This window comes from Streptomyces griseoflavus (assembly GCF_014649995.1).
Taxonomy (GTDB): Bacteria; Actinomycetota; Actinomycetes; order Streptomycetales; family Streptomycetaceae; genus Streptomyces; species Streptomyces griseoflavus.
This window is the reverse complement of record NZ_BMUC01000019.1, coordinates 109844-127635: the sequence shown is the minus strand read 5'-3', so window position 1 is coordinate 127635 and position 17792 is coordinate 109844. Positions and strand designations below refer to the sequence as shown.

At 70.4% G+C, this 17792-nt stretch carries 18 protein-coding genes and 1 tRNA gene; 6 read left to right on the top strand and 13 right to left on the bottom strand.

Features of this window, described 5'->3' with window-relative positions; translation table 11 throughout:
- Positions 1-3: 3 nt before the first annotated feature.
- Positions 4-444: a GNAT family N-acetyltransferase gene (locus IE172_RS30265; protein ID WP_229886573.1), complete on the bottom strand. Its 441-nt coding sequence runs from the start codon at positions 442-444 to the stop codon at positions 4-6.
- Positions 445-746: 302 nt separating this feature from the next.
- Between IE172_RS30265 and IE172_RS30260 the strand changes: the two genes are divergently transcribed.
- Complete coding sequence (locus IE172_RS30260; RefSeq protein WP_190100525.1) at positions 747-1514, top strand: LuxR C-terminal-related transcriptional regulator; 768 nt, start codon at positions 747-749, stop codon at positions 1512-1514.
- Here the strand turns inward: IE172_RS30260 and IE172_RS30255 are convergent.
- A complete protein-coding gene (locus IE172_RS30255) occupies positions 1473-1970 on the bottom strand; it encodes a MarR family winged helix-turn-helix transcriptional regulator (RefSeq protein WP_190100524.1) in 498 nt (165 codons plus the stop codon). The genes IE172_RS30260 and IE172_RS30255 overlap by 42 nt on opposite strands.
- A gap of 115 nt (positions 1971-2085) precedes the next feature.
- Between IE172_RS30255 and IE172_RS30250 the strand changes: the two genes are divergently transcribed.
- On the top strand, positions 2086-2889 hold the full coding sequence (locus IE172_RS30250; protein WP_229886572.1) for a trans-aconitate 2-methyltransferase: 804 nt from the start codon (positions 2086-2088) through the stop codon (positions 2887-2889).
- A gap of 43 nt (positions 2890-2932) precedes the next feature.
- Here the strand turns inward: IE172_RS30250 and IE172_RS30245 are convergent, their stop codons facing one another.
- Positions 2933-3610, bottom strand: coding sequence for a TetR/AcrR family transcriptional regulator (locus tag IE172_RS30245; protein WP_190100522.1), 678 nt, complete (start codon positions 3608-3610; stop codon positions 2933-2935).
- A complete protein-coding gene (locus IE172_RS30240; RefSeq protein ID WP_190100521.1) occupies positions 3607-4620 on the bottom strand; it encodes an acyl-CoA desaturase in 1014 nt (337 codons plus the stop codon). The genes IE172_RS30245 and IE172_RS30240 overlap by 4 nt, the downstream gene beginning before the upstream one ends.
- A 293-nt stretch (positions 4621-4913) precedes the next feature.
- Here IE172_RS30240 and ppc point away from each other — a divergent pair, with 293 nt between their 5' ends.
- Positions 4914-7655, top strand: a complete 2742-nt coding sequence (gene ppc / locus IE172_RS30235; RefSeq protein WP_190100520.1) for a phosphoenolpyruvate carboxylase — start codon at positions 4914-4916, stop codon at positions 7653-7655.
- A gap of 62 nt (positions 7656-7717) precedes the next feature.
- Here the strand turns inward: ppc and IE172_RS30230 are convergent, their stop codons facing one another.
- The 7 genes from IE172_RS30230 to IE172_RS30200 form a co-directional block, all read right to left on the bottom strand.
- Positions 7718-8203, bottom strand: a complete 486-nt coding sequence (locus tag IE172_RS30230) for a hypothetical protein (RefSeq protein WP_190100519.1) — start codon at positions 8201-8203, stop codon at positions 7718-7720.
- Between the two features lie 86 nt (positions 8204-8289).
- A complete protein-coding gene (pth, locus tag IE172_RS30225; protein WP_190100518.1) occupies positions 8290-8901 on the bottom strand; it encodes an aminoacyl-tRNA hydrolase in 612 nt (203 codons plus the stop codon).
- 109 nt (positions 8902-9010) lie between these two features.
- Entirely contained in the window at positions 9011-9598 is a 588-nt protein-coding gene (locus IE172_RS30220) for a 50S ribosomal protein L25/general stress protein Ctc (RefSeq protein ID WP_190100517.1), read from the bottom strand.
- 204 nt (positions 9599-9802) lie between these two features.
- Positions 9803-10783 (bottom strand): ribose-phosphate diphosphokinase, encoded by a 981-nt coding sequence (locus IE172_RS30215; protein ID WP_190100516.1) that lies wholly within the window; start codon positions 10781-10783, stop codon positions 9803-9805.
- An 88-nt stretch (positions 10784-10871) separates the two neighbouring features.
- Entirely contained in the window at positions 10872-12317 is a 1446-nt protein-coding gene (gene glmU, locus IE172_RS30210) for a bifunctional UDP-N-acetylglucosamine diphosphorylase/glucosamine-1-phosphate N-acetyltransferase GlmU (RefSeq protein WP_190100515.1), read from the bottom strand.
- Positions 12318-12441: 124 nt separating this feature from the next.
- Positions 12442-12512 (bottom strand) — tRNA-Gln (locus IE172_RS30205).
- A gap of 6 nt (positions 12513-12518) precedes the next feature.
- On the bottom strand, positions 12519-13397 hold the full coding sequence (locus tag IE172_RS30200) for a hypothetical protein (protein WP_190100514.1): 879 nt from the start codon (positions 13395-13397) through the stop codon (positions 12519-12521).
- 161 nt (positions 13398-13558) lie between these two features.
- On the opposite strand from IE172_RS30200, the gene IE172_RS30195 reads away from it, so the two are divergent.
- Positions 13559-14866 (top strand): sensor histidine kinase, encoded by a 1308-nt coding sequence (locus tag IE172_RS30195; RefSeq protein WP_190100513.1) that lies wholly within the window; start codon positions 13559-13561, stop codon positions 14864-14866.
- A gap of 22 nt (positions 14867-14888) precedes the next feature.
- On the opposite strand, the gene IE172_RS30190 is transcribed toward IE172_RS30195, so the two are convergent.
- The gene (locus tag IE172_RS30190) at positions 14889-15416 is read right to left on the bottom strand and encodes an SUKH-3 domain-containing protein (protein WP_190100512.1); all 528 of its coding nucleotides are present in this window, start codon (positions 15414-15416) and stop codon (positions 14889-14891) included.
- Between the two features lie 35 nt (positions 15417-15451).
- Entirely contained in the window at positions 15452-15985 is a 534-nt protein-coding gene (locus IE172_RS30185) for a YwqJ-related putative deaminase (RefSeq protein WP_190100511.1), read from the bottom strand.
- 350 nt (positions 15986-16335) lie between these two features.
- Between IE172_RS30185 and IE172_RS30180 the strand changes: the two genes are divergently transcribed.
- Entirely contained in the window at positions 16336-17352 is a 1017-nt protein-coding gene (locus IE172_RS30180; RefSeq protein ID WP_190100510.1) for an SMI1/KNR4 family protein, read from the top strand.
- Between the two features lie 9 nt (positions 17353-17361).
- On the top strand, positions 17362-17792 hold a 431-nt coding region (locus IE172_RS34885; RefSeq protein WP_498067193.1), incomplete at its 3' end, for an SUKH-4 family immunity protein.

The window sequence follows — 17792 nt, the reverse complement described above, 5'->3', positions numbered from 1 at the left end:
CCCTCAGGCCAGCCGCTTGGTCAGGGTGTACTCCGTGATCCCCGGCGGATAGTCGGGGATCACGCAGACCACGTCGTAGCCGTGGCGGCGGTAGAAGTCCGGGGCCTGGAAGTCCCAGGTCTCCACGCGGGAGGCCGTGCAGCCGCGGCCGGCGGCGAGGTGCTCCGCCTCGGTCAGCAGGCGGGAGCCGAGGCCCGCCCCGCGGTGGCGGGCGTCGACCCACAGGTACGTCACGTGCAGCCACGTCGTCCAGGTGTGGCCGACCAGGCCGCCGGCGAGACCACCGTTCGCGTCCGACGCCCACACGTGCAAAGGCGCCTGCCGGTCGCCCGGGGTTCCGCGCAGTGCGCGCAGCACCGGTGAGGCCGCCGTGTTGGTGGCCTTCAGCCGCCGGTGGAGCAGATCTCGTCGGGCCCTGTCGACTTCTGTCTCAAGACGAAACATGCGGCTCACCATAAACGCGCAAGGCCGCCAGTTCTGCAAATCACCTTCCGCTCCCGGCCCCCGCCCGTACTCTGATGAACAGTGCCGGTGGGGGCCGGTGCCGTTCAGGGGGCGAGACAGCCGGGTCCGGCGTCGCAGGCGGGGCCGGCGGCTGTCCGCGGCGGTGGCCGTGCGGCCGCGGCGGTGCGTCCCGCGTCCAGCAGGTGAAGTGACAGCGGCCTCGGCGCCGTACCCGCGCCGGTGTCGTCCCGTGACGATGGGGTAGTCCCCTGCTCTGGGAAGAGCGTGGGGAAGGGGGTTTCGTGGTTCGCATTCGAGTCCTGGTCGTCGACGACCATCGCATCTTCGCCGAGTCACTGGCCGCGGCCCTGGCCGCAGAGCCCGACGTCGACGTGTCCGCGGCGGGCAGCGGCCCGGCCGCGCTGCGCTGCCTGGAGCGGGCGGCGGCCGAGGGGCGGCGGTTCGACGTCGCGCTCGTCGACGCCGATCTGGGCGGCAGGGTGCCCGGCGGCCGTCCGGCCGTACCGGTGCAGGCGGGCGACGAGGACGGGCTCGTCGACGGGATTTCGCTGGTCACCGGCGTGCGCTCGGCGCAGCCGCAGGTGCGTACCGTCGTCCTGGCCGAGAAGGACGATCCGGCCCGCGCCGCGCTCGCCCTGCAGGCGGGTGCCTCCGGCTGGGTGGCCAAGGACTGCTCGCTGAACCGGCTCCTCACCGTGATCCGGGGTGTGCTGCGCGACGAGACGCACCTGCCGCCCGCGCTGCTCACGGGCGTGCTGCGGGAACTGACGGCGGCCCGGCGGCACCGCACCGAGAGCGAACGGCTCGTGGAGTCCCTGACCCCGCGCGAGCGGGAGGTGCTGCGGTGCATGGTCGCGGGACTGGGGCGCAAGGCCGTCGCCGAGCGCCTGTTCCTGTCCCCGCACACCGTGCGCACGCACATGCAGAACGTGCTCGGGAAGCTGGGCGTGCACTCCACCCTCGCCGCGGTGGCCCTCGCCCGGCGGGCGGGGGTCGGACCGGTCGACCTAACCGGGGATGTTGTCGAACGGGGCGGTCAACTGGCGTAGCAGACCGGCCAGTTCGCCGCGCTGGGCGTGAGTGAGCTCCGCGAGGATGGCCCGCTCCTGCGCCAGCAGCCCGGCCAGCGCCTGGTCGGCGCGGTCACGCCCCTCGTCCGTGAGCCGGACCAGGACGCCGCGCCGGTCGCTGGGGTCGGGCAGCCGCTCCACCAGGCCCTTCTTGGCGAGGCGGTCGATGCGGTTGGTCATGGTGCCCGACGTGACCAGTGTCTGGGTCAGCAACTGCCCCGGGGAGAGCTGGTACGGGCTGCCCGCGCGGCGCAGCGCGGTCAGGACGTCGAACTCCCAGGACTCCAGGCCGTGCTCGGCGAACGCCAGGCGGCGCGCCCGGTCCAGGTGCCGGGCCAGCCTGCTCACCCGGCTGAGCACCTCGAGCGGTTCCACGTCGAGGTCCGGGCGCTCCCGGCGCCACGCTGCGACCAGCCGATCGACCTCGTCCTCCATGACGATCAGTGTAGTGGTTGTGTCGACGTGAAGTCTCTTGATATCAAGTCTCTTGATGCCGAGAGGAAGGGGGGTGAGGGTGGGTACCCGTCCGCCGCCACCACCGGGAGGCCCCGTGTCCGCGACCACCCCCGCCTGGGACCCCGCCCAGTACCTCCGTCACGCCGGTCACCGCACCCGGCCCTTCACCGACCTGCTCGCCCGCGTCCCGGAGCTCCCGCGGCACCCCGCCCGCATCGCCGATCTCGGCTGCGGCGCCGGCAACGTCACCGCGCTCCTCACCGCCCGATGGCCCACCGCCCGCGTCACCGGCTACGACAACTCGCCCGAGATGCTCGCCAGAGCCCGCACAGATCACGCGGGCACCGGGCTCGGCTTCGCCCACGCCGACGTCCGTACGTGGCTGCCCGGGGAGCCCTGCGACCTGATCGTCAGCAACGCCACCCTCCAGTGGGTGCCGGGGCACGCGGACCGGTTCGGCGAATGGGTCGACGGGCTCACCCCCGGCGGCACCCTCGCCTTCCAGGTGCCGGGCAACTTCGACGCCCCCAGCCACACCCTGCTGCGCGAACTGGCCGCCTCCCCTCCCTGGAGCGCCCGCCTGTCCGGCGTGCTGCGCCACGAGGAGGCCGTACTGCGCCCGGAGACCTACCTGGAACGCCTCACCGCCCTGGGCTGCGCCACCGACGCCTGGGAGACGACGTACGTCCACCTGCTGGAGGGGGAGGACCCGGTCCTCGACTGGGTCAGGGGCACGGCCCTGCGTCCCGTCCTCACCGCCCTCGCCGACGACCCGGACGCCCGGGAGGCCTTCGTCGCCGACTACCGCGCCGCCCTGCGGGCCGCCTACCCGGCCGGCCCCCACGGCACCCCGTTCCCCTTCCGCCGCGTCTTCGCGGTCGCCGTCAAGGAGGCGTGACGCCCACCGCCGTCGACCACGCACAGCCCGGCGGGCCCCGCCGTCAGCTCTTGCGGTGGCCTATCAGCCGGGGCTTCGGCTCCAGACCGTCCAGACCGTGCCAGGCCAGGTTCACCAGGTGCGCCGCCACCTCCGCCTTCTTCGGCTTGCGCACGTCCAGCCACCACTGGCCCGTCAGCGCGACCATCCCGACCAGCGCCTGCGCGTACAGCGGCGCCAGCTTCGGGTCGAAGCCGCGGGACTTGAACTCGCGGCCCAGGATGTCCTCCACCTGGGTGGCGATGTCCGAGATCAGCGACGCGAAGGAACCCGTCGACTGGGGGATGGGGGAGTCCCGCACCAGGATGCGGAAACCGTCCGTGTACTCCTCGATGTAGTCCAGGAGCGCGAACGCCGCCTGCTCGCACAGCTCACGCGGATGACCGGCGGTCAGCGAACCGGTCACCATGTCCAGCAGGCGCCGCATCTCGCGGTCCACCACCACCGCGTACAAGCCCTCCTTGCCGCCGAAGTGCTCGTACACCACCGGCTTGGAGACCCCGGCCCGCGCCGCGATCTCCTCCACCGACGTGGCCTCGAAACCCTTCGCCGCGAACAGGGTGCGGCCGATCTCCAGCAGCTGCTGGCGGCGCTCCGCACCGGTCATCCGGGTGCGGCGCGCACGCCGCGGCTTGTCATTGCTCGGGGTGCTGCTGGAGTCGGTCGCCACGGCGACCATCATGCCGCCTCGACGGGTTCCTTCCCGCGCCGGGCGCCGCCCTCCGAGGTGTTACGGCGCGAATCGATACGCGAGCGTGACGGCCACCGCACGTCGTACGCCCAGCCCAGCTGCTCGAACCAGCGGATCAGACGCGCGCTCGAATCGAGCTGCCCCCGCTCCACACCGTGCCGCGCCGACGTCGGGTCGGCATGGTGCAGGTTGTGCCAGGACTCGCCGCACGACAGGATCGCCAGCCACCACACGTTGCCCGAACGGTCCCGCGACTTGAACGGGCGCTTGCCGACCGCGTGACAGATCGAGTTGATCGACCACGTCACGTGGTGCAGCAACGCCACCCGCACCAGCGAACCCCAGAAGAACCCGGTGAACGCCCCCCACCACGACATCGTGACCAGACCGCCGATCAGCGCCGGCAGCGCCAGCGACACCAGCGTCCACAGGATGAACTGCCGGGAGATCGCCCGCAGCACCGGGTCCTTGATCAGGTCCGGCGCGTACTTGTCCTGCGGCGTCTGCTCCTCGTCGAACATCCAGCCGATGTGCGCCCACCACAGGCCCTTCATCAGCGCCGGGACCGTCTCCCCGTACTTCCACGGCGAATGCGGGTCGCCCTCGTCGTCGGAGTACTTGTGGTGCTTGCGGTGATCCGCCACCCACCGCACCAGGGGCCCCTCCACCGCCATCGACCCGGCGATCGCCAGCGCCACCTTCAGCGGCCGCTTCGCCTTGAACGAGCCGTGCGTGAAGTGACGGTGGAAACCGATCGTGATGCCGTGGCACCCCAGGAAGTAGAAGAACACCAGCAGGCCGAGGTCCAGCCAGCTCACCCCCCACCCCCACGCCAGCGGCACCGCCGCCGCCAGCGCCAGGAAGGGAACCGTGATGAAGAGCAGCAGCGTGATCTGCTCGATGGAGCGCTTGCGCTCCCCGCCCAGCGTGGCGGAGGGCACTGCGTCGTCGGACGGGCGTCGCTTCGAGGCTTCGTCGAGCACGTCGGGACTTGAGGTCATGCGTTCCCCTGTGGGGTATGTGGACTGAGGGTGGTGCCGGGCGAACGGAGCAGCAGCTTTTCCCTACGCATCCGTAACCTACGGCAACGTAAGTATGGCAGTGCGTCGTCCCACGGCAAGAGCCCGTGAGCCTGCGCGTCCGGGTCGACACCTATCCTGGAAGCCGGTCGGACAGCGCGGTCCGCTCTGAATCCTTCTTCCCGGACGTCCGGCCCGTAAGCGGCGTGAGGCCGCGCGAGACGTTCGTCCGGGTTCCCTCCAGACGAGCTTCAACACTGCAAGGAGCCGCACCTGTGAGCAGTGCCGACGATCAGACCGTATCCACGGCGACCACGAGCAGCGAGCTGCGTGCCGACATCCGCCGGCTGGGTGATCTCCTGGGAGAGACCCTGGTACGGCAGGAAGGCCCGGAACTGCTCGACCTCGTCGAGAAGGTACGCCGACTCACCCGCGAGGACGGCGAGGCCGCCGCCGAGCTGCTGCGGGGCACCGAACTGCAGACCGCCGCCAAGCTGGTCCGCGCCTTCTCCACCTACTTCCACCTCGCCAACGTCACCGAACAGGTGCACCGCGGCCGCGAACTGCGCGCCCGCCGCGCCGCCGAGGGCGGACTGCTCTCCCGCACCGCGGACCGCCTCAAGGACGCCGACCCCGAGCACCTGCGCGACACCGTCCGCAACCTCAACATCCGGCCCGTGTTCACCGCACACCCCACCGAGGCCGCCCGCCGCTCCGTCCTCAACAAGCTCCGCCGGATCGCCGCCCTCCTCGACACCCCCGTCATCGCCAGCGACCGGCGCCGCCTCGACACCCGCCTCGCCGAGAACATCGACCTCGTCTGGCAGACCGACGAACTGCGCGTCGTGCGCCCCGAACCCGCCGACGAGGCCCGCAACGCCATCTACTACCTCGACGAACTCCACGCGGGCGCGGTCGGCGACGTCCTGGAGGACCTCACGGCCGAACTGGAACGCGTCGGCGTGCACCTCCCCGACGACACCCGCCCCCTCACCTTCGGCACCTGGATCGGCGGCGACCGCGACGGCAACCCCAACGTCACCCCCCAGGTCACCTGGGACGTCCTCATCCTCCAGCACGAACACGGCATCAACGACGCCCTGGAGATGATCGACGAACTGCGCGGCTTCCTCTCCAACTCCATCCGCTACACCGGAGCCACTGAGGAACTCCTCACCTCCCTCCACGCCGATCTCGAAGCCCTCCCCGAGATCAGCCCCCGCTACAAGCGCCTCAACGCCGAGGAGCCCTACCGGCTCAAGGCCACCTGCATCCGCCAGAAGCTGGAGAACACCAAGCTCCGCCTCGCCAAGGGCACCCCCCACGAGCCCGGCCGCGACTACCTCGGCACCGGCGAACTCCTCACCGACCTGCGCATCATCCAGGCGTCCCTGCGCGAACACCGCGGCGGACTCTTCGCCGACGGCCGCCTCGCCCGCACCATCCGCACCCTCGCCGCCTTCGGCCTCCAGCTCGCCACCATGGACGTACGCGAACACGCCGACGCCCACCACCACGCCCTCGGCCAGCTGTTCGACCGGCTCGGCGAGGAATCCTGGCGCTACGCCGACATGCCCCGCGACTACCGCTCCAAGCTCCTCGCCAAGGAACTGCGCAGCAGGCGGCCCCTCGCCCCCACCCCCGCACCCGTCGACGCCGCCGGCGAGAAGACCCTCGGCGTGTTCCAGACCGTCAAGCGGGCCCTCGCCGTCTTCGGACCCGAAGTCATCGAGTCCTACATCATCTCCATGTGCCAGGGCGCCGACGACGTCTTCGCCGCCACCGTCCTCGCCCGCGAAGCCGGACTCGTCGACCTGCACGCCGGCTGGGCCCGGATCGGCATCGTCCCGCTCCTGGAGACGACGGACGAACTCAAGGCCGCCGACACCATCCTCGAGGACATGCTCGCCGACCCCTCCTACCGGCGCCTCGTCGCCCTGCGCGGCGACGTCCAGGAGGTCATGCTCGGCTACTCCGACTCCTCCAAGTTCGGCGGCATCACCACCAGCCAGTGGGAGATCCACCGCGCCCAGCGCCGCCTGCGCGACGTCGCCCACCGCTACGGCGTCCGCCTGCGCCTCTTCCACGGCCGCGGCGGCACCGTCGGCCGCGGCGGCGGCCCCACCCACGACGCCATCCTCGCCCAGCCCTGGGGCACCCTCGAAGGCGAGATCAAGGTCACCGAGCAGGGCGAGGTCATCTCCGACAAGTACCTCATCCCGGCCCTCGCCCGCGAGAACCTCGAACTGTCCGTCGCCGCCACCCTCCAGGCGTCCGCCCTGCACACCGCGCCCCGCCAGTCCGTCGAGGCGCTCGCCCGCTGGGACGCCGCCATGGACGTCGTCTCCGACGCCGCCCACACCGCCTACCGCAAGCTGGTCGAGGACCCCGACCTGCCGACGTACTTCCTGGCCTCCACCCCGGTCGACCAGCTCGCCGACCTGCACCTGGGCTCCCGGCCCTCCCGCCGCCCCGGCTCCGGCGTCTCGCTCGACGGACTGCGCGCCATCCCCTGGGTGTTCGGCTGGACCCAGTCCCGGCAGATCGTCCCCGGCTGGTACGGCGTCGGCTCCGGACTCAAGGCCCTGCGTGAAGCGGGCCTCGACACCGTCCTCGACGAGATGCACCAGCAGTGGCACTTCTTCCGCAACTTCATCTCCAACGTGGAGATGACCCTCGCCAAGACCGACCTGCGCATCGCCCAGCACTACGTCGACACCCTCGTCCCCGACGAGCTCAGGCACGTCTTCGACGCCATCAAGGCCGAACACGAACTCACCGTCACCGAGGTCCTGCGCGTCACCGGCGAACAGGAACTCCTCGACGCCGACCCCGTCCTCAAGCAGACCTTCAGCATCCGCGACGCCTACCTGGACCCCATCTCCTACCTCCAGGTAGCCCTCCTCAAGCGCCAGCGCGAGGCGCTCGACTCCGGCCAGGAACCCGACCCGCTGCTCTCCCGCGCCCTGCTCCTCACCGTCAACGGCGTCGCCGCCGGCCTGCGCAACACCGGCTGACCCCACGCACCACAGTGCCCCCGGCCCCGTACACCGCGTACGGGACCGGGGGCACCCCCGTCTCAGACCACCAGAAAAGCCGCCGTCAGCAGCGCCGCCCCCGACAACGCCATCACCCACCCCGCCCGCGTCCGCGACAGCCCGCCCGCCACGACCACCGACGCCAGCAGCAGCGCCCCACCCAGCGGCACCCACGCGTAGAGGACCCCGGCAGGCCCCGACCGGACCCCCTCCTCGCCCCCCGGCTTCAGCACCACCGTGTACGTCCGGCCCTCCCGCACCGCCACCGAACGCTCCAGCCGGACCTCCGCACGCGGCTGCGAACCCTGCGACAGCGGCGCGTACGGCCCGGAACACGTCCCCGCCTCACACCGCGCGACCTCCACGGTGCCCCGCTCCCGCCCCTTCGTCAGCATCACGTGCTGCGCCGTGCCCCACGACGCCCACACGCCCGCGATCAGGATCAGCGCGGCCACCGTGCCCATCGCCGCGAACCGGCCGAAGCGCAGGGCGGAGGAGCCACGGGAGGAACGGGCAGCGGGAGACATGGCCGAGATCCTTGGCCATGACCTCGCGGTCGGTCAACTCCGGTGGGGGCCACACCCGGCAACCCCACCGAAGCCCCCTCAGCACGTCACGAGTTGTACGTCCCCTGCGCCCGCTCCAGACCCTCGATCACCAGACACTCCACCGCGTCCGCCGCACGGTCCACGAAATAGTCCAGCTCCTTGCGCTCCGCGGCGGAGAAGTCCTTCAGCACGAAGTCCGCCACCGGCATCCGCCCCGGCGGCCTGCCGATCCCGAACCGCACCCGGTGGTAATCCCGCCCGAACGCACCCGTCAGCGACTTCAGCCCGTTGTGACCGTTGTCCCCGCCCCCCAGCTTCAGCCGCAGCGTCCCGTAGTCGATGTCCAGCTCGTCATGGACCGCCACCACACGCTCCACCGGGACCTTGTAGAAGTCCCGCAGCGCGTTCACCGGCCCACCCGACAGGTTCATGTACGACATCGGCTTCGCCAGCACCACCCGCCGGCTCCCCGCACCCGGAGGACCGATCCGGCCCTCCACCACCTGCGCCTGCGCCTTCCCCGCCCGCTTGAACCGGCCACCGATCCGCTCCGCGAGCAGATCCGCCACCATGAACCCCACGTTGTGCCGGTTCATCGCGTACCCCGGCCCCGGATTGCCCAGCCCCACGACCAGCCAGGGACCCGCCGCACCCGCCGCATCCGTCGTCACGCCCATGTCTCCTTCATACGCGTCGTCCGCATCCGCGCACACGCGACTTCATACACGTCGGCCGCTGCCCCCGCACGGGAACAGCGGCCGACGAAACGACGACTCAGAAAGAGGATCAGGCCTCGGCGGCCTCGTCGCCCTCACCCTCGGGAGCTTCCTCGGCCTGCGCGGCCAGCACCTGGAGAACCACCGTGTCGTCCTCGACGGCCAGCTTCACGCCGGAGGGCAGCTCGATGTCCTTCGCGAGGATGGCGGCACCGGCCTCCAGACCCGCGATGGAGACGGTCACGCCCTCCGGGATGTTCGTCGCCTCGGCCTCGACCGGCAGCGCCTGCAGGACGTGCTCCAGCAGGTTGCCACCCGGCGCCAGCTCACCCTCGGGGTTCACCGGGATCTCGACCTGGACCTTCTCGCCACGCTTCACCATCAGCAGGTCCACGTGCTCCAGGAAGCCCTTCAGCGGGTCGCGCTGCACGGCCTTCGGAATCGCCAGCTGCGTCTCCTTGCCGTCGATGACCAGCTCGATCAGCACGTTCGGCGTACGCAGCGCCAGCAGCAGCTCGTGGCCCGGCAGGGTCACGTGCAGCGGCTCGAGGCCGTGCTCGTACACCACACCCGGAACGTTGTTGTCACGACGGATACGGCGCGCGGCACCCTTGCCGAACTCGGTGCGCGTCGCGGCGGAGATCTTCACCTCGGACATGGTCACTCCTCGAAGTCAGAAACGGACGTGGTCACCCGGCCACGAACGGCCTGCTACGAAGAGCGCGTCGATAACGGATCGCCGTACGACTTCCATGAAGCGGTACGGCCTCCCTCGCCGAGCAACTTCAGCAGTCTACTCGGACCAGGAGGCCGCACCCAAAACGATCACCGGGACCCGTACGGGTGCCCGAGTGCAGAACCCTTACTGCTCGTCGAACAGGCTGGTCACAGACCCGTCCTCGAACACCTCGCGCGCCGCGCGCGCGATCGTCGGCGCGATCGACAGCACCTTGATCTTGTCCAGCGACTCACTCAGCTCGACCGGCGTCGGCAGCGTGTCCGTGAACACGAACTCACTCACCTTCGAGTTCTTCAGCCGGTCCGCCGCCGGACCCGACAGCACACCGTGCGTCGCCGTCACGATGACGTCCTCCGCGCCGTGCGCGAACAACGCGTCCGCCGCCGCGCAGATCGTGCCACCCGTGTCGATCATGTCGTCCACCAGGACGCACACGCGGCCCTTCACCTCACCGACCACCTCGTGCACGGTGACCTGGTTCGCCACGTCCTTGTCCCGCCGCTTGTGCACGATCGCCAGTGGAGCGCCCAGACGGTCGCACCAACGGTCCGCCACCCGCACACGACCCGCGTCCGGCGACACCACCGTCAGCTTCGAACGGTCCACCTTCGCACCCACGTAGTCCGCCAGCAGCGGCAGCGCGAACAGGTGATCCACCGGACCGTCGAAGAAGCCCTGGATCTGGTCCGTGTGCAGGTCCACCGCCAGCAGCCGCGTCGCACCCGCCGTCTTCATCAGATCGGCGATCAGACGCGCCGAGATCGGTTCACGGCCCCGGTGCTTCTTGTCCTGCCGCGCGTAACCGTAGAACGGCACGATCACCGTGATCGACCGCGCCGACGCGCGCTTCAACGCGTCGATCATGATCAACTGCTCCATGATCCACTTGTTGATCGGCGCGGTGTGGCTCTGGATCAGGAAACAGTCGGCACCACGAGCCGACTCCTGATACCGCACATAGATCTCACCATTGGCGAAGTCGAAGGCCTTCGTCGGAACGACGTCGACCCCCAACTGGCGGGCGACCTCCTCGGCAAGCTCGGGGTGTGCGCGGCCGGAGAAGAGCATCATCTTCTTCTCGCCGGTCGTCTTGATCCCGGTCACAGCACTTTCTCCTCAGAGGTTTCGCAGCAGGTGGGCGTGCAGATGTGCACTTATCACGGTACGCCGTCTCCGGACCGGCAAAATCCGGTCAGCCCTCCTCGGCCGACCCCCGGGAAGCCTCCTCCGCGGCCTGCGCCGCGGCGCTCCCCGGACGCTTTCGAGCCACCCAACCCTCGATATTCCGCTGCTGGCCACGGGCCACGGCCAGCGAACCGGGCGGCACATCCTTCGTGATCACCGAGCCGGCAGCCGTGTAAGCGCCGTCCCCGATCGTGACAGGTGCCACAAACATGTTGTCCGAACCCGTCTTGCAATGCGAGCCGACCGTCGTGTGGTGCTTGTGCTCCCCGTCATAGTTGACGAACACACTCGCCGCACCGATGTTCGAGAACGCGCCGATCGTGGCATCCCCCACGTACGACAGGTGCGGAACCTTCGTCCCCTCACCGATCGACGCGTTCTTCGTCTCCACGTACGTACCGATCTTGCCCTTGCGGCCCAGACGCGTGCCCGGACGCAGATACGCGAACGGACCCACCGACGCCTGAGGACCCACCTCGGCATCCACCGCCACCGTGTTGTCCACCCGCGCGCCGGCACCCACCCGCGTGTCCGTCAACCGCGTGTTCGGGCCCACCTCGCACCCCTCGGCCAGATGCGTCGCACCGTGCAACTGCGTACCCGGGTGCACGACCACGTCCCGCTCGAACGTCACCGTCGCATCGACCCACGTCGACACCGGATCCACCACCGTCACACCCGACAGCATCGCCGCCGTGAGCAACCGGTCGTTCAGGATCCGCCGCGCCTCCGACAACTGCACACGGTTGTTGATCCCCGCGATCTCCCGGTGATCCCCGGCCACCGACGCACCCACCCGGTGCCCCGCCCCCCGCAGGATCCCCAGCACGTCCGTCAGGTACTCCTCGCCCTGACTGTTGTCCGTCCGCACCTGCTTCAACGCGTCCGCGAGCAACGCACCGTCGAACGCGAACACACCCGAGTTGATCTCCCGGACCGCCAGCACCTCCGCGGACGCGTCCTTGTGCTCCACGATCGCCGTCACCGCACCGGACTCGTCCCGCACGATCCGCCCGTAACCGGTGGCGTCCGGCACCTCCGCCGTCAGCACGGTCACCGCGTTCCCGTCCGCGGAGTGCGTCTCCGACAGCCGGCGCAACGTCTCACCCGTCAGCAACGGGGTGTCACCGCACACCACCACCACGGTCCCGTCCACGGAACCGCCCAGCTCCTCCAGACCCATCCGCACCGCGTGCCCCGTACCGTTCTGCTCCTCCTGCACCGCGGTGCGGACGGCGGGAGCGATCTCGGCGAGGTGCGCGGTCACCTTCTCGCGGGCGTGACCCACGACGACGACCAGGTGCGCCGGGTCGAGTTCACCGGCGGCGGTGAGGACGTGGCCCACCAGGGAACGGCCACAGATGTCGTGCAGGACCTTCGGTGTGGCCGACTTCATACGGGTGCCCTCACCCGCTGCGAGTACGACGACGGCTGCCGGGCGGTTGGCGCTCACGGGGATGCCCTTCGGCTGTTCGGGGAGGGGGTGACAACCGCAGGATACCGGGGCGGGTGTGGGGGGACATGAGCGCGGGCCCTGACCGTGCGGTTGCCGGTGAGGACCCGAACTTGAGCTATTGCTCCCGGGGGAGGACTCGAACCCCCATAAGTGACACCAAAAGACACCGTCTTGCCCTTAGACGACCCGGGATAGCCCTTATGTCCGGTTCGATGTATCGCCCGGACGGACAGCCTCTACTATGCCGTACCACCAGCCTTCGATGCGACGGTACAACTCGGCTCCGTTCCTCACGTCGACGCGGAGGCACCCGTGGTAGTCGTCACCGGTGTTCTTCCGGTTGGTGCGCGGGTTGTGGCGCTTGAGGGTGGTCTTCATGAGGTCGTTCGCGTCGATGCCCACGTGATGGGCCCAGTACTTCTCGGCGGCCGCCACGTCCGCGCTCTCATGGATCTGGACCGCGAACCTGAGGGTGGCGGGGTCCACGTCGAGGAGGGCGAGCCAGGCGAGGAACACGGTGATCATGTTCGGGTCGCTGTTGACGAAGGTGATGCGCTCGCGGCGGCTGTACGGCTTGCTCTTCGAGCCCTCGGCCCAGTAGAGGGCCACGCCGACGGTGAACAGCTCGCGGTCGGTCAGCGCGCCGATCTCGCTCGCCGCGGCCGCTCTGGTCCGCTGCCGGTCCTCCTCGCGGCGACGGAGCGTGGCTTCCCACCCGCGCCTCGCGATCGCCGACGCCTCCTCGCGGCTTCGCTTCCGCTCGGGCTTCGGCAGGTCCCGTACCCACAGTGAGATCGAGCTCTTGGAGCAGCCGAGCTCGACCTGGATCCGGTCGTACGTCCAGCCCTGGAGGCGTAGCTCCCGTGCCTTCTCCCGCAGGTCGTCCTTGGCGTTCGGTCGTTTCGTCCATTCCGGGGGCGGTTCGCCTTCGAGCAGGCGGTTGAGGAGGTCGTTGTTGTCGACGTGGATTCGGTCGCGGATCTGGCGTCGGCTCAGCCCCGCCCGTCGCAGGGCCACCGCCCGGTCGCGCAGGGCTTCGAAGTCGGCGTACTTGCCGGGTGCGTGTGTCACTCGCATACCGTCCGGCCGGAATGGTGCGTTCCGTGGTCGAACGGTGAGCGATTCAGCAGTTCGAGGGATTTCGGGTCGTACCGCGTCCGGTCGGTCACCGTGTGTGGTGGGTGTCGGGCGCGGAAACTCGCCGGATGCCGGGCGGGTGGCGCCCGTAGGGTGGAGGTATGACCACGACGGGGGAAGAGCTGGTGACGGCCCGGGGAGGGCCGTGGTGGTGGGAGCGGCGGCGGAGCGCCGTGCTGGACGTGGGGCTCGCCGTGGTGTCCGCGGTGGAGTGCGGTGTGGAGGGGATTCCGTTCGCGTGGGCGGCGGGGATCCCGGTGGCCGTGGGGGTCGTGTTCGGTCTGCTGGCCGGGTCGGTGCTGCTGGTGCGGCGGCGGTGGCCGATCGCGGTGGTGCTGGTGGCGATCGCGGTGACGCCGGCGTCGATGGGCTTCCTGTTGGGGATCGTCGGTCTGTACTCGCTGGCGGCGTCGGACGTGCCGCGGCGGTTCATCGGTTCGCTGGCCGGGATGCAGCTGGCCGCGGTGCTGATCGTGATGTTCGTGCGGATGCGGCAGGACCTGGCGCGGGAGGACGTGGATCTCGAGGACTGGATCGTGCCGTTCGCGTCGATCACGACGGCGTTGGGTGTGACGGCTCCTCCGCTGCTGCTGGGGCTGTATGTGGGGGCGCGGCGGCGGTTGATGGAGAGTCTGCGGGAGCGTGCGGACAGTCTGGAGCGGGAGCTGCAGTTGCTGGCGGAGCGTGCCGAGGAGCGGGCCGAGTGGGCGCGGGGTGAGGAGCGGACGCGGATCGCCCGCGAGATGCACGACGTGGTGGCGCACCGGGTGAGTCTGATGGTGGTGCATGCGGCGGCGTTGCAGGCGGTGGCGCGGAAGGATCCGGAGAAGGCGGTGAGGAATGCCGCGTTGGTGGGGGACATGGGGCGGCAGGCGTTGACGGAGTTGCGGGAGATGCTGGGGGTGTTGCGGTCCTCGGGGGGTGGGGGGCGGCTTCGGGAGGTGCCGTTGGCGGCGGTGGGGGTGGCGGCCGCGGCTGCGGCGTCGCGTGCGGTGGGGGAGCCGGCGGGTGCGGGTGAGGGGCCGTGTCTGTCGGAGATCGAGGAGTTGGTGGGGCAGTCGGCTGCCGCGGGGATGGTGGTGGATCTGTCGGTGGAGGGGGAGAGCCGTGCGTGTGCGCCGGAGGTGGAGTCGACGGCGTACCGGGTGGTGCAGGAGGCGTTGACGAACGTGCACAAGCATGCGGCGGGCGCGAAGACGTATGTGCGTCTGGCGTATCGGGCGTCGGAGATCGCGATGCAGGTGGAGAACGAGCCGCCGGTGGGGGTGGGGGCGTCGGCGGGGTTGCCGTCGGGGGGCAATGGTCTGGTGGGGATGAAGGAGCGGGTGTCGGCGCTGGGCGGGGTGTTCGTGTCGGGGCCGACGGACGCGGGGGGTTTCCGGGTGTCGGCGGTGATTCCGTCGTCGTAGGCGGGGGTCGGCGGGGGCGGGGTCAGCCGGCGGTGAGGCGGGTGGGCTGGATGCCGGTGACGAGGGTGGTGATGCCCTGGTCGATGGTGGGGCCGAGGTACCAGTCGCCGGTGTGGTCGAGGGCGTAGACGCGGCCCTGGGCGTCGATGGCGAGGAGTGCCTGGGTGTCGGTCTCGGCGCCGAGGGGGCTGACGTCGGTGGCGAGGGCGCGGCCGAGGTCGGCGAGGGTGCGGGCGGCGTGGAGGCCGTGCAGGGGGTCGAGGTGGAGGGTCGCGGGGGCGATCTGGCGGCCGGGTCCGGTGGGGGTGATGTGGAGTCCGCCGAATTCGGCCCAGGCTTCGACGGCGGCGGGGAAGACGGCGTGGCGGTGGCCGGCGGGTGAGGTGTGGTCGCGGAGGGTGTCGGCCCAGATCTCGGCTTGTTTGATGTCCCAGCGTCCGGGTTGCCATCCGGCGGTGCGCAGGGCCGCGTCGACGGGGACGGCGAAGCGGGTCGATCCTCCCGGTCGGGCGGGGCCGAGGCTGGGGGTGGGGGTGTGGTCGGTGTGCATCTGCTCTTCGTTCGTCGTGGTCGTGTGGTGGGGGTTCAGCCGTCGGTGGTGGCGGCGGGGACGACCGTGCGGACGCCGAAGTGGGCGGTGAGGGCGGTGCAGGCGCGGCAGGGGGGTGCGTAGCTGTCGTGGAGGGGGTCGCCGTCCTCGCGGATGCGTCGGGTGGTGAGTCTGGCTTGCTTGAGGGCTTTGCGTGCTTCGCCGTTGGTCATGGGTCTGCGTGCGGCGCGTTTGCTGCGGGTGGCGTCGACGGTGGTGATGTGCCGGGAGATGAGGATGGTCTCGGCGCAGCGGCCGGTGAAGCGGTCGCGTTGGTCGCTGGTGAGGGTGTCGAGGAAGTCCTGGACGAGGGGGTGGAGGGCGGGGGGTGTGTCGCCGCGGGCGGGGGTGGCGGTGAGGGTGGTGCCGCGGACGGTGAGGGCGGCGGCGATGGTGGGGAGGATGCCGTCGCGGCGGTGGAGGAGGGTGGGGGTGTGGGTGGTGTCGGTGGCGCTCCAGCCGATGCGCGGGTCGCCGGTGCGGGGGTCGCCGGATGGGCCGGTGTGTGTTCCCGTTTGCGTCACGTTCATGATCGTCATCCCCTCCCGGGTGTCTCCCCGGAGGTCACAGGGTGCCAAATGGGGTGGCTGATGCGGAAGCTGGGGCGTGGCGACACGCCCGGGTTTGGGCGGGCTGTCACGGGAGGGTGACGGTTGGTCACGGAAGTGGAGGGGTCGGTGACCGGCGCCGGTGACCGGTGGAGGTGTACCGCATAGGCTGTCGGCACCGCGATCCATGCGGTGATCCGTGCGGTTGTGTGTGCGGGCGCCGTGGGGTCGGGGCGGTAATGCAGTCGAGACAGACGTGACAGTCGCTTACGTTCCGTAACCGTCCGATGGGGTGGTGCGGGTCGTACAGAGTGCCGCAGGGGGCAACCGCCATGACGACAGGTCGGCTCGGGCTGGGGGCTCCTCCCGGCCGCCAGGCTGGGGGCGAGGTCGCGCCGCCGAACGCCGCCTATGCGGGGCAGGTCGTGCACTTTCCGGATCCGGTGCGGGCGGCTCGTCATCCGCGGGGGGTGCGGGTGGACGAGCGGGGTTATCCCGATTTCTCTCCTTACGCGCGGGCGGCGGTGGAGATCGCGGATCCGCCGGAGGGTTTCGGGGTCGACGAGTTGCGGCTGACGGATTACGTGTCGGCCAATGCGGCGCTGTCTGCGGAGGGGCACGACCTGTGGGACACGGTGCCGGCGGTGGCGACGCCGCACGGCTGGACGTGGCATCACGTGGTGGGGTCGCGGCGGCTGGAGCTGGTGCCGGTCGAGGTGAAGGCGTTGTTGCGGCATCACGGTGGTGTGGCGACGTCGGCGGTGGATCACGGCAAGCGGGGGACGCGGCCGTTGCAGGAGACGCGTCCGGCGCACTTCGGGCTGCCGAAGTCGGGTGTGGCGGTGGCGGAGTCGCAGGTGCTGGGGGTCGAGGAGGACCTCGGGTACCGGTTGCCGGGTGCGTACCGGTCGTTCCTGAAGGCGGCGGGCGGCTGTGCGCCGGTGGGGACGGCGCTGGACGCGGAGCTGGGTCTGCTGGTGGACCAGCCGTTCTTCACGGTGCGGGACGAGGCGGCGGTCAATGACCTCGTGTACGTGAACAAGTGCCTGCGGGACCATCTCACCAAGGACTATCTGTGTGTCGCCTTCGTGCAGGGCGGTCTGCTGGCGGTGAAGGTGCGGGGTGAGCGGCAGGGGTCGGTGTGGTTCTGCGCGTACGACGACGTGCGGGACGTGGATCCGTCGGTGCCGCCGGCCGAGCGGGTGGAGCGGCTGTTGTTGTCGTGCGGTGAGGATTTCGACGTGTTCCTGTCGCGGCTGGCGGGGTCTCCGCCGGAGCTGGAGACGGTGGCGAATCTGATGGTGGACGGCGGGTTCGCGCGTGTCGTTCCGGTTTCGGCTGGGGAGTGAGGCTCGGCGATGGTGACGTTCGCGCAGGCGCAGGAGCGCGCCGAGGAGTGGGTCAACGGGGACGTTCCGGCGTACCAGCATCGTGAGGTGCGGGTACGGGAGTTCGGTCTGGGGTTCGTGGTGTGGGCCGAGGACCGTGCGGACGGGCCGCGTTCGGACGGTGGTGCGCAGCGTTTGGTGATCGCCCGGGACAGTGGTGAGGCGACGTTGTGGCCGGGTCTCGCGGTGGGTGAGGTGATCCGCCGGTACGAGGAGGAGTACGGCCGTGACGCGGCGGTGGCCGAGCCGGTGCCGGCGCCCGCGGCGCGGGTGGATCTGAATCAGACGTCGTTCCTGCTGAGCCCGCCGGAGTGGTTGCAGGAGGCCGCGGACCGGTTGGGGATTCCGGACCGGCGGGGGGAGGGTTCGGGGGCGGGTGCGGTTGCTGCCGCGGATTCCGC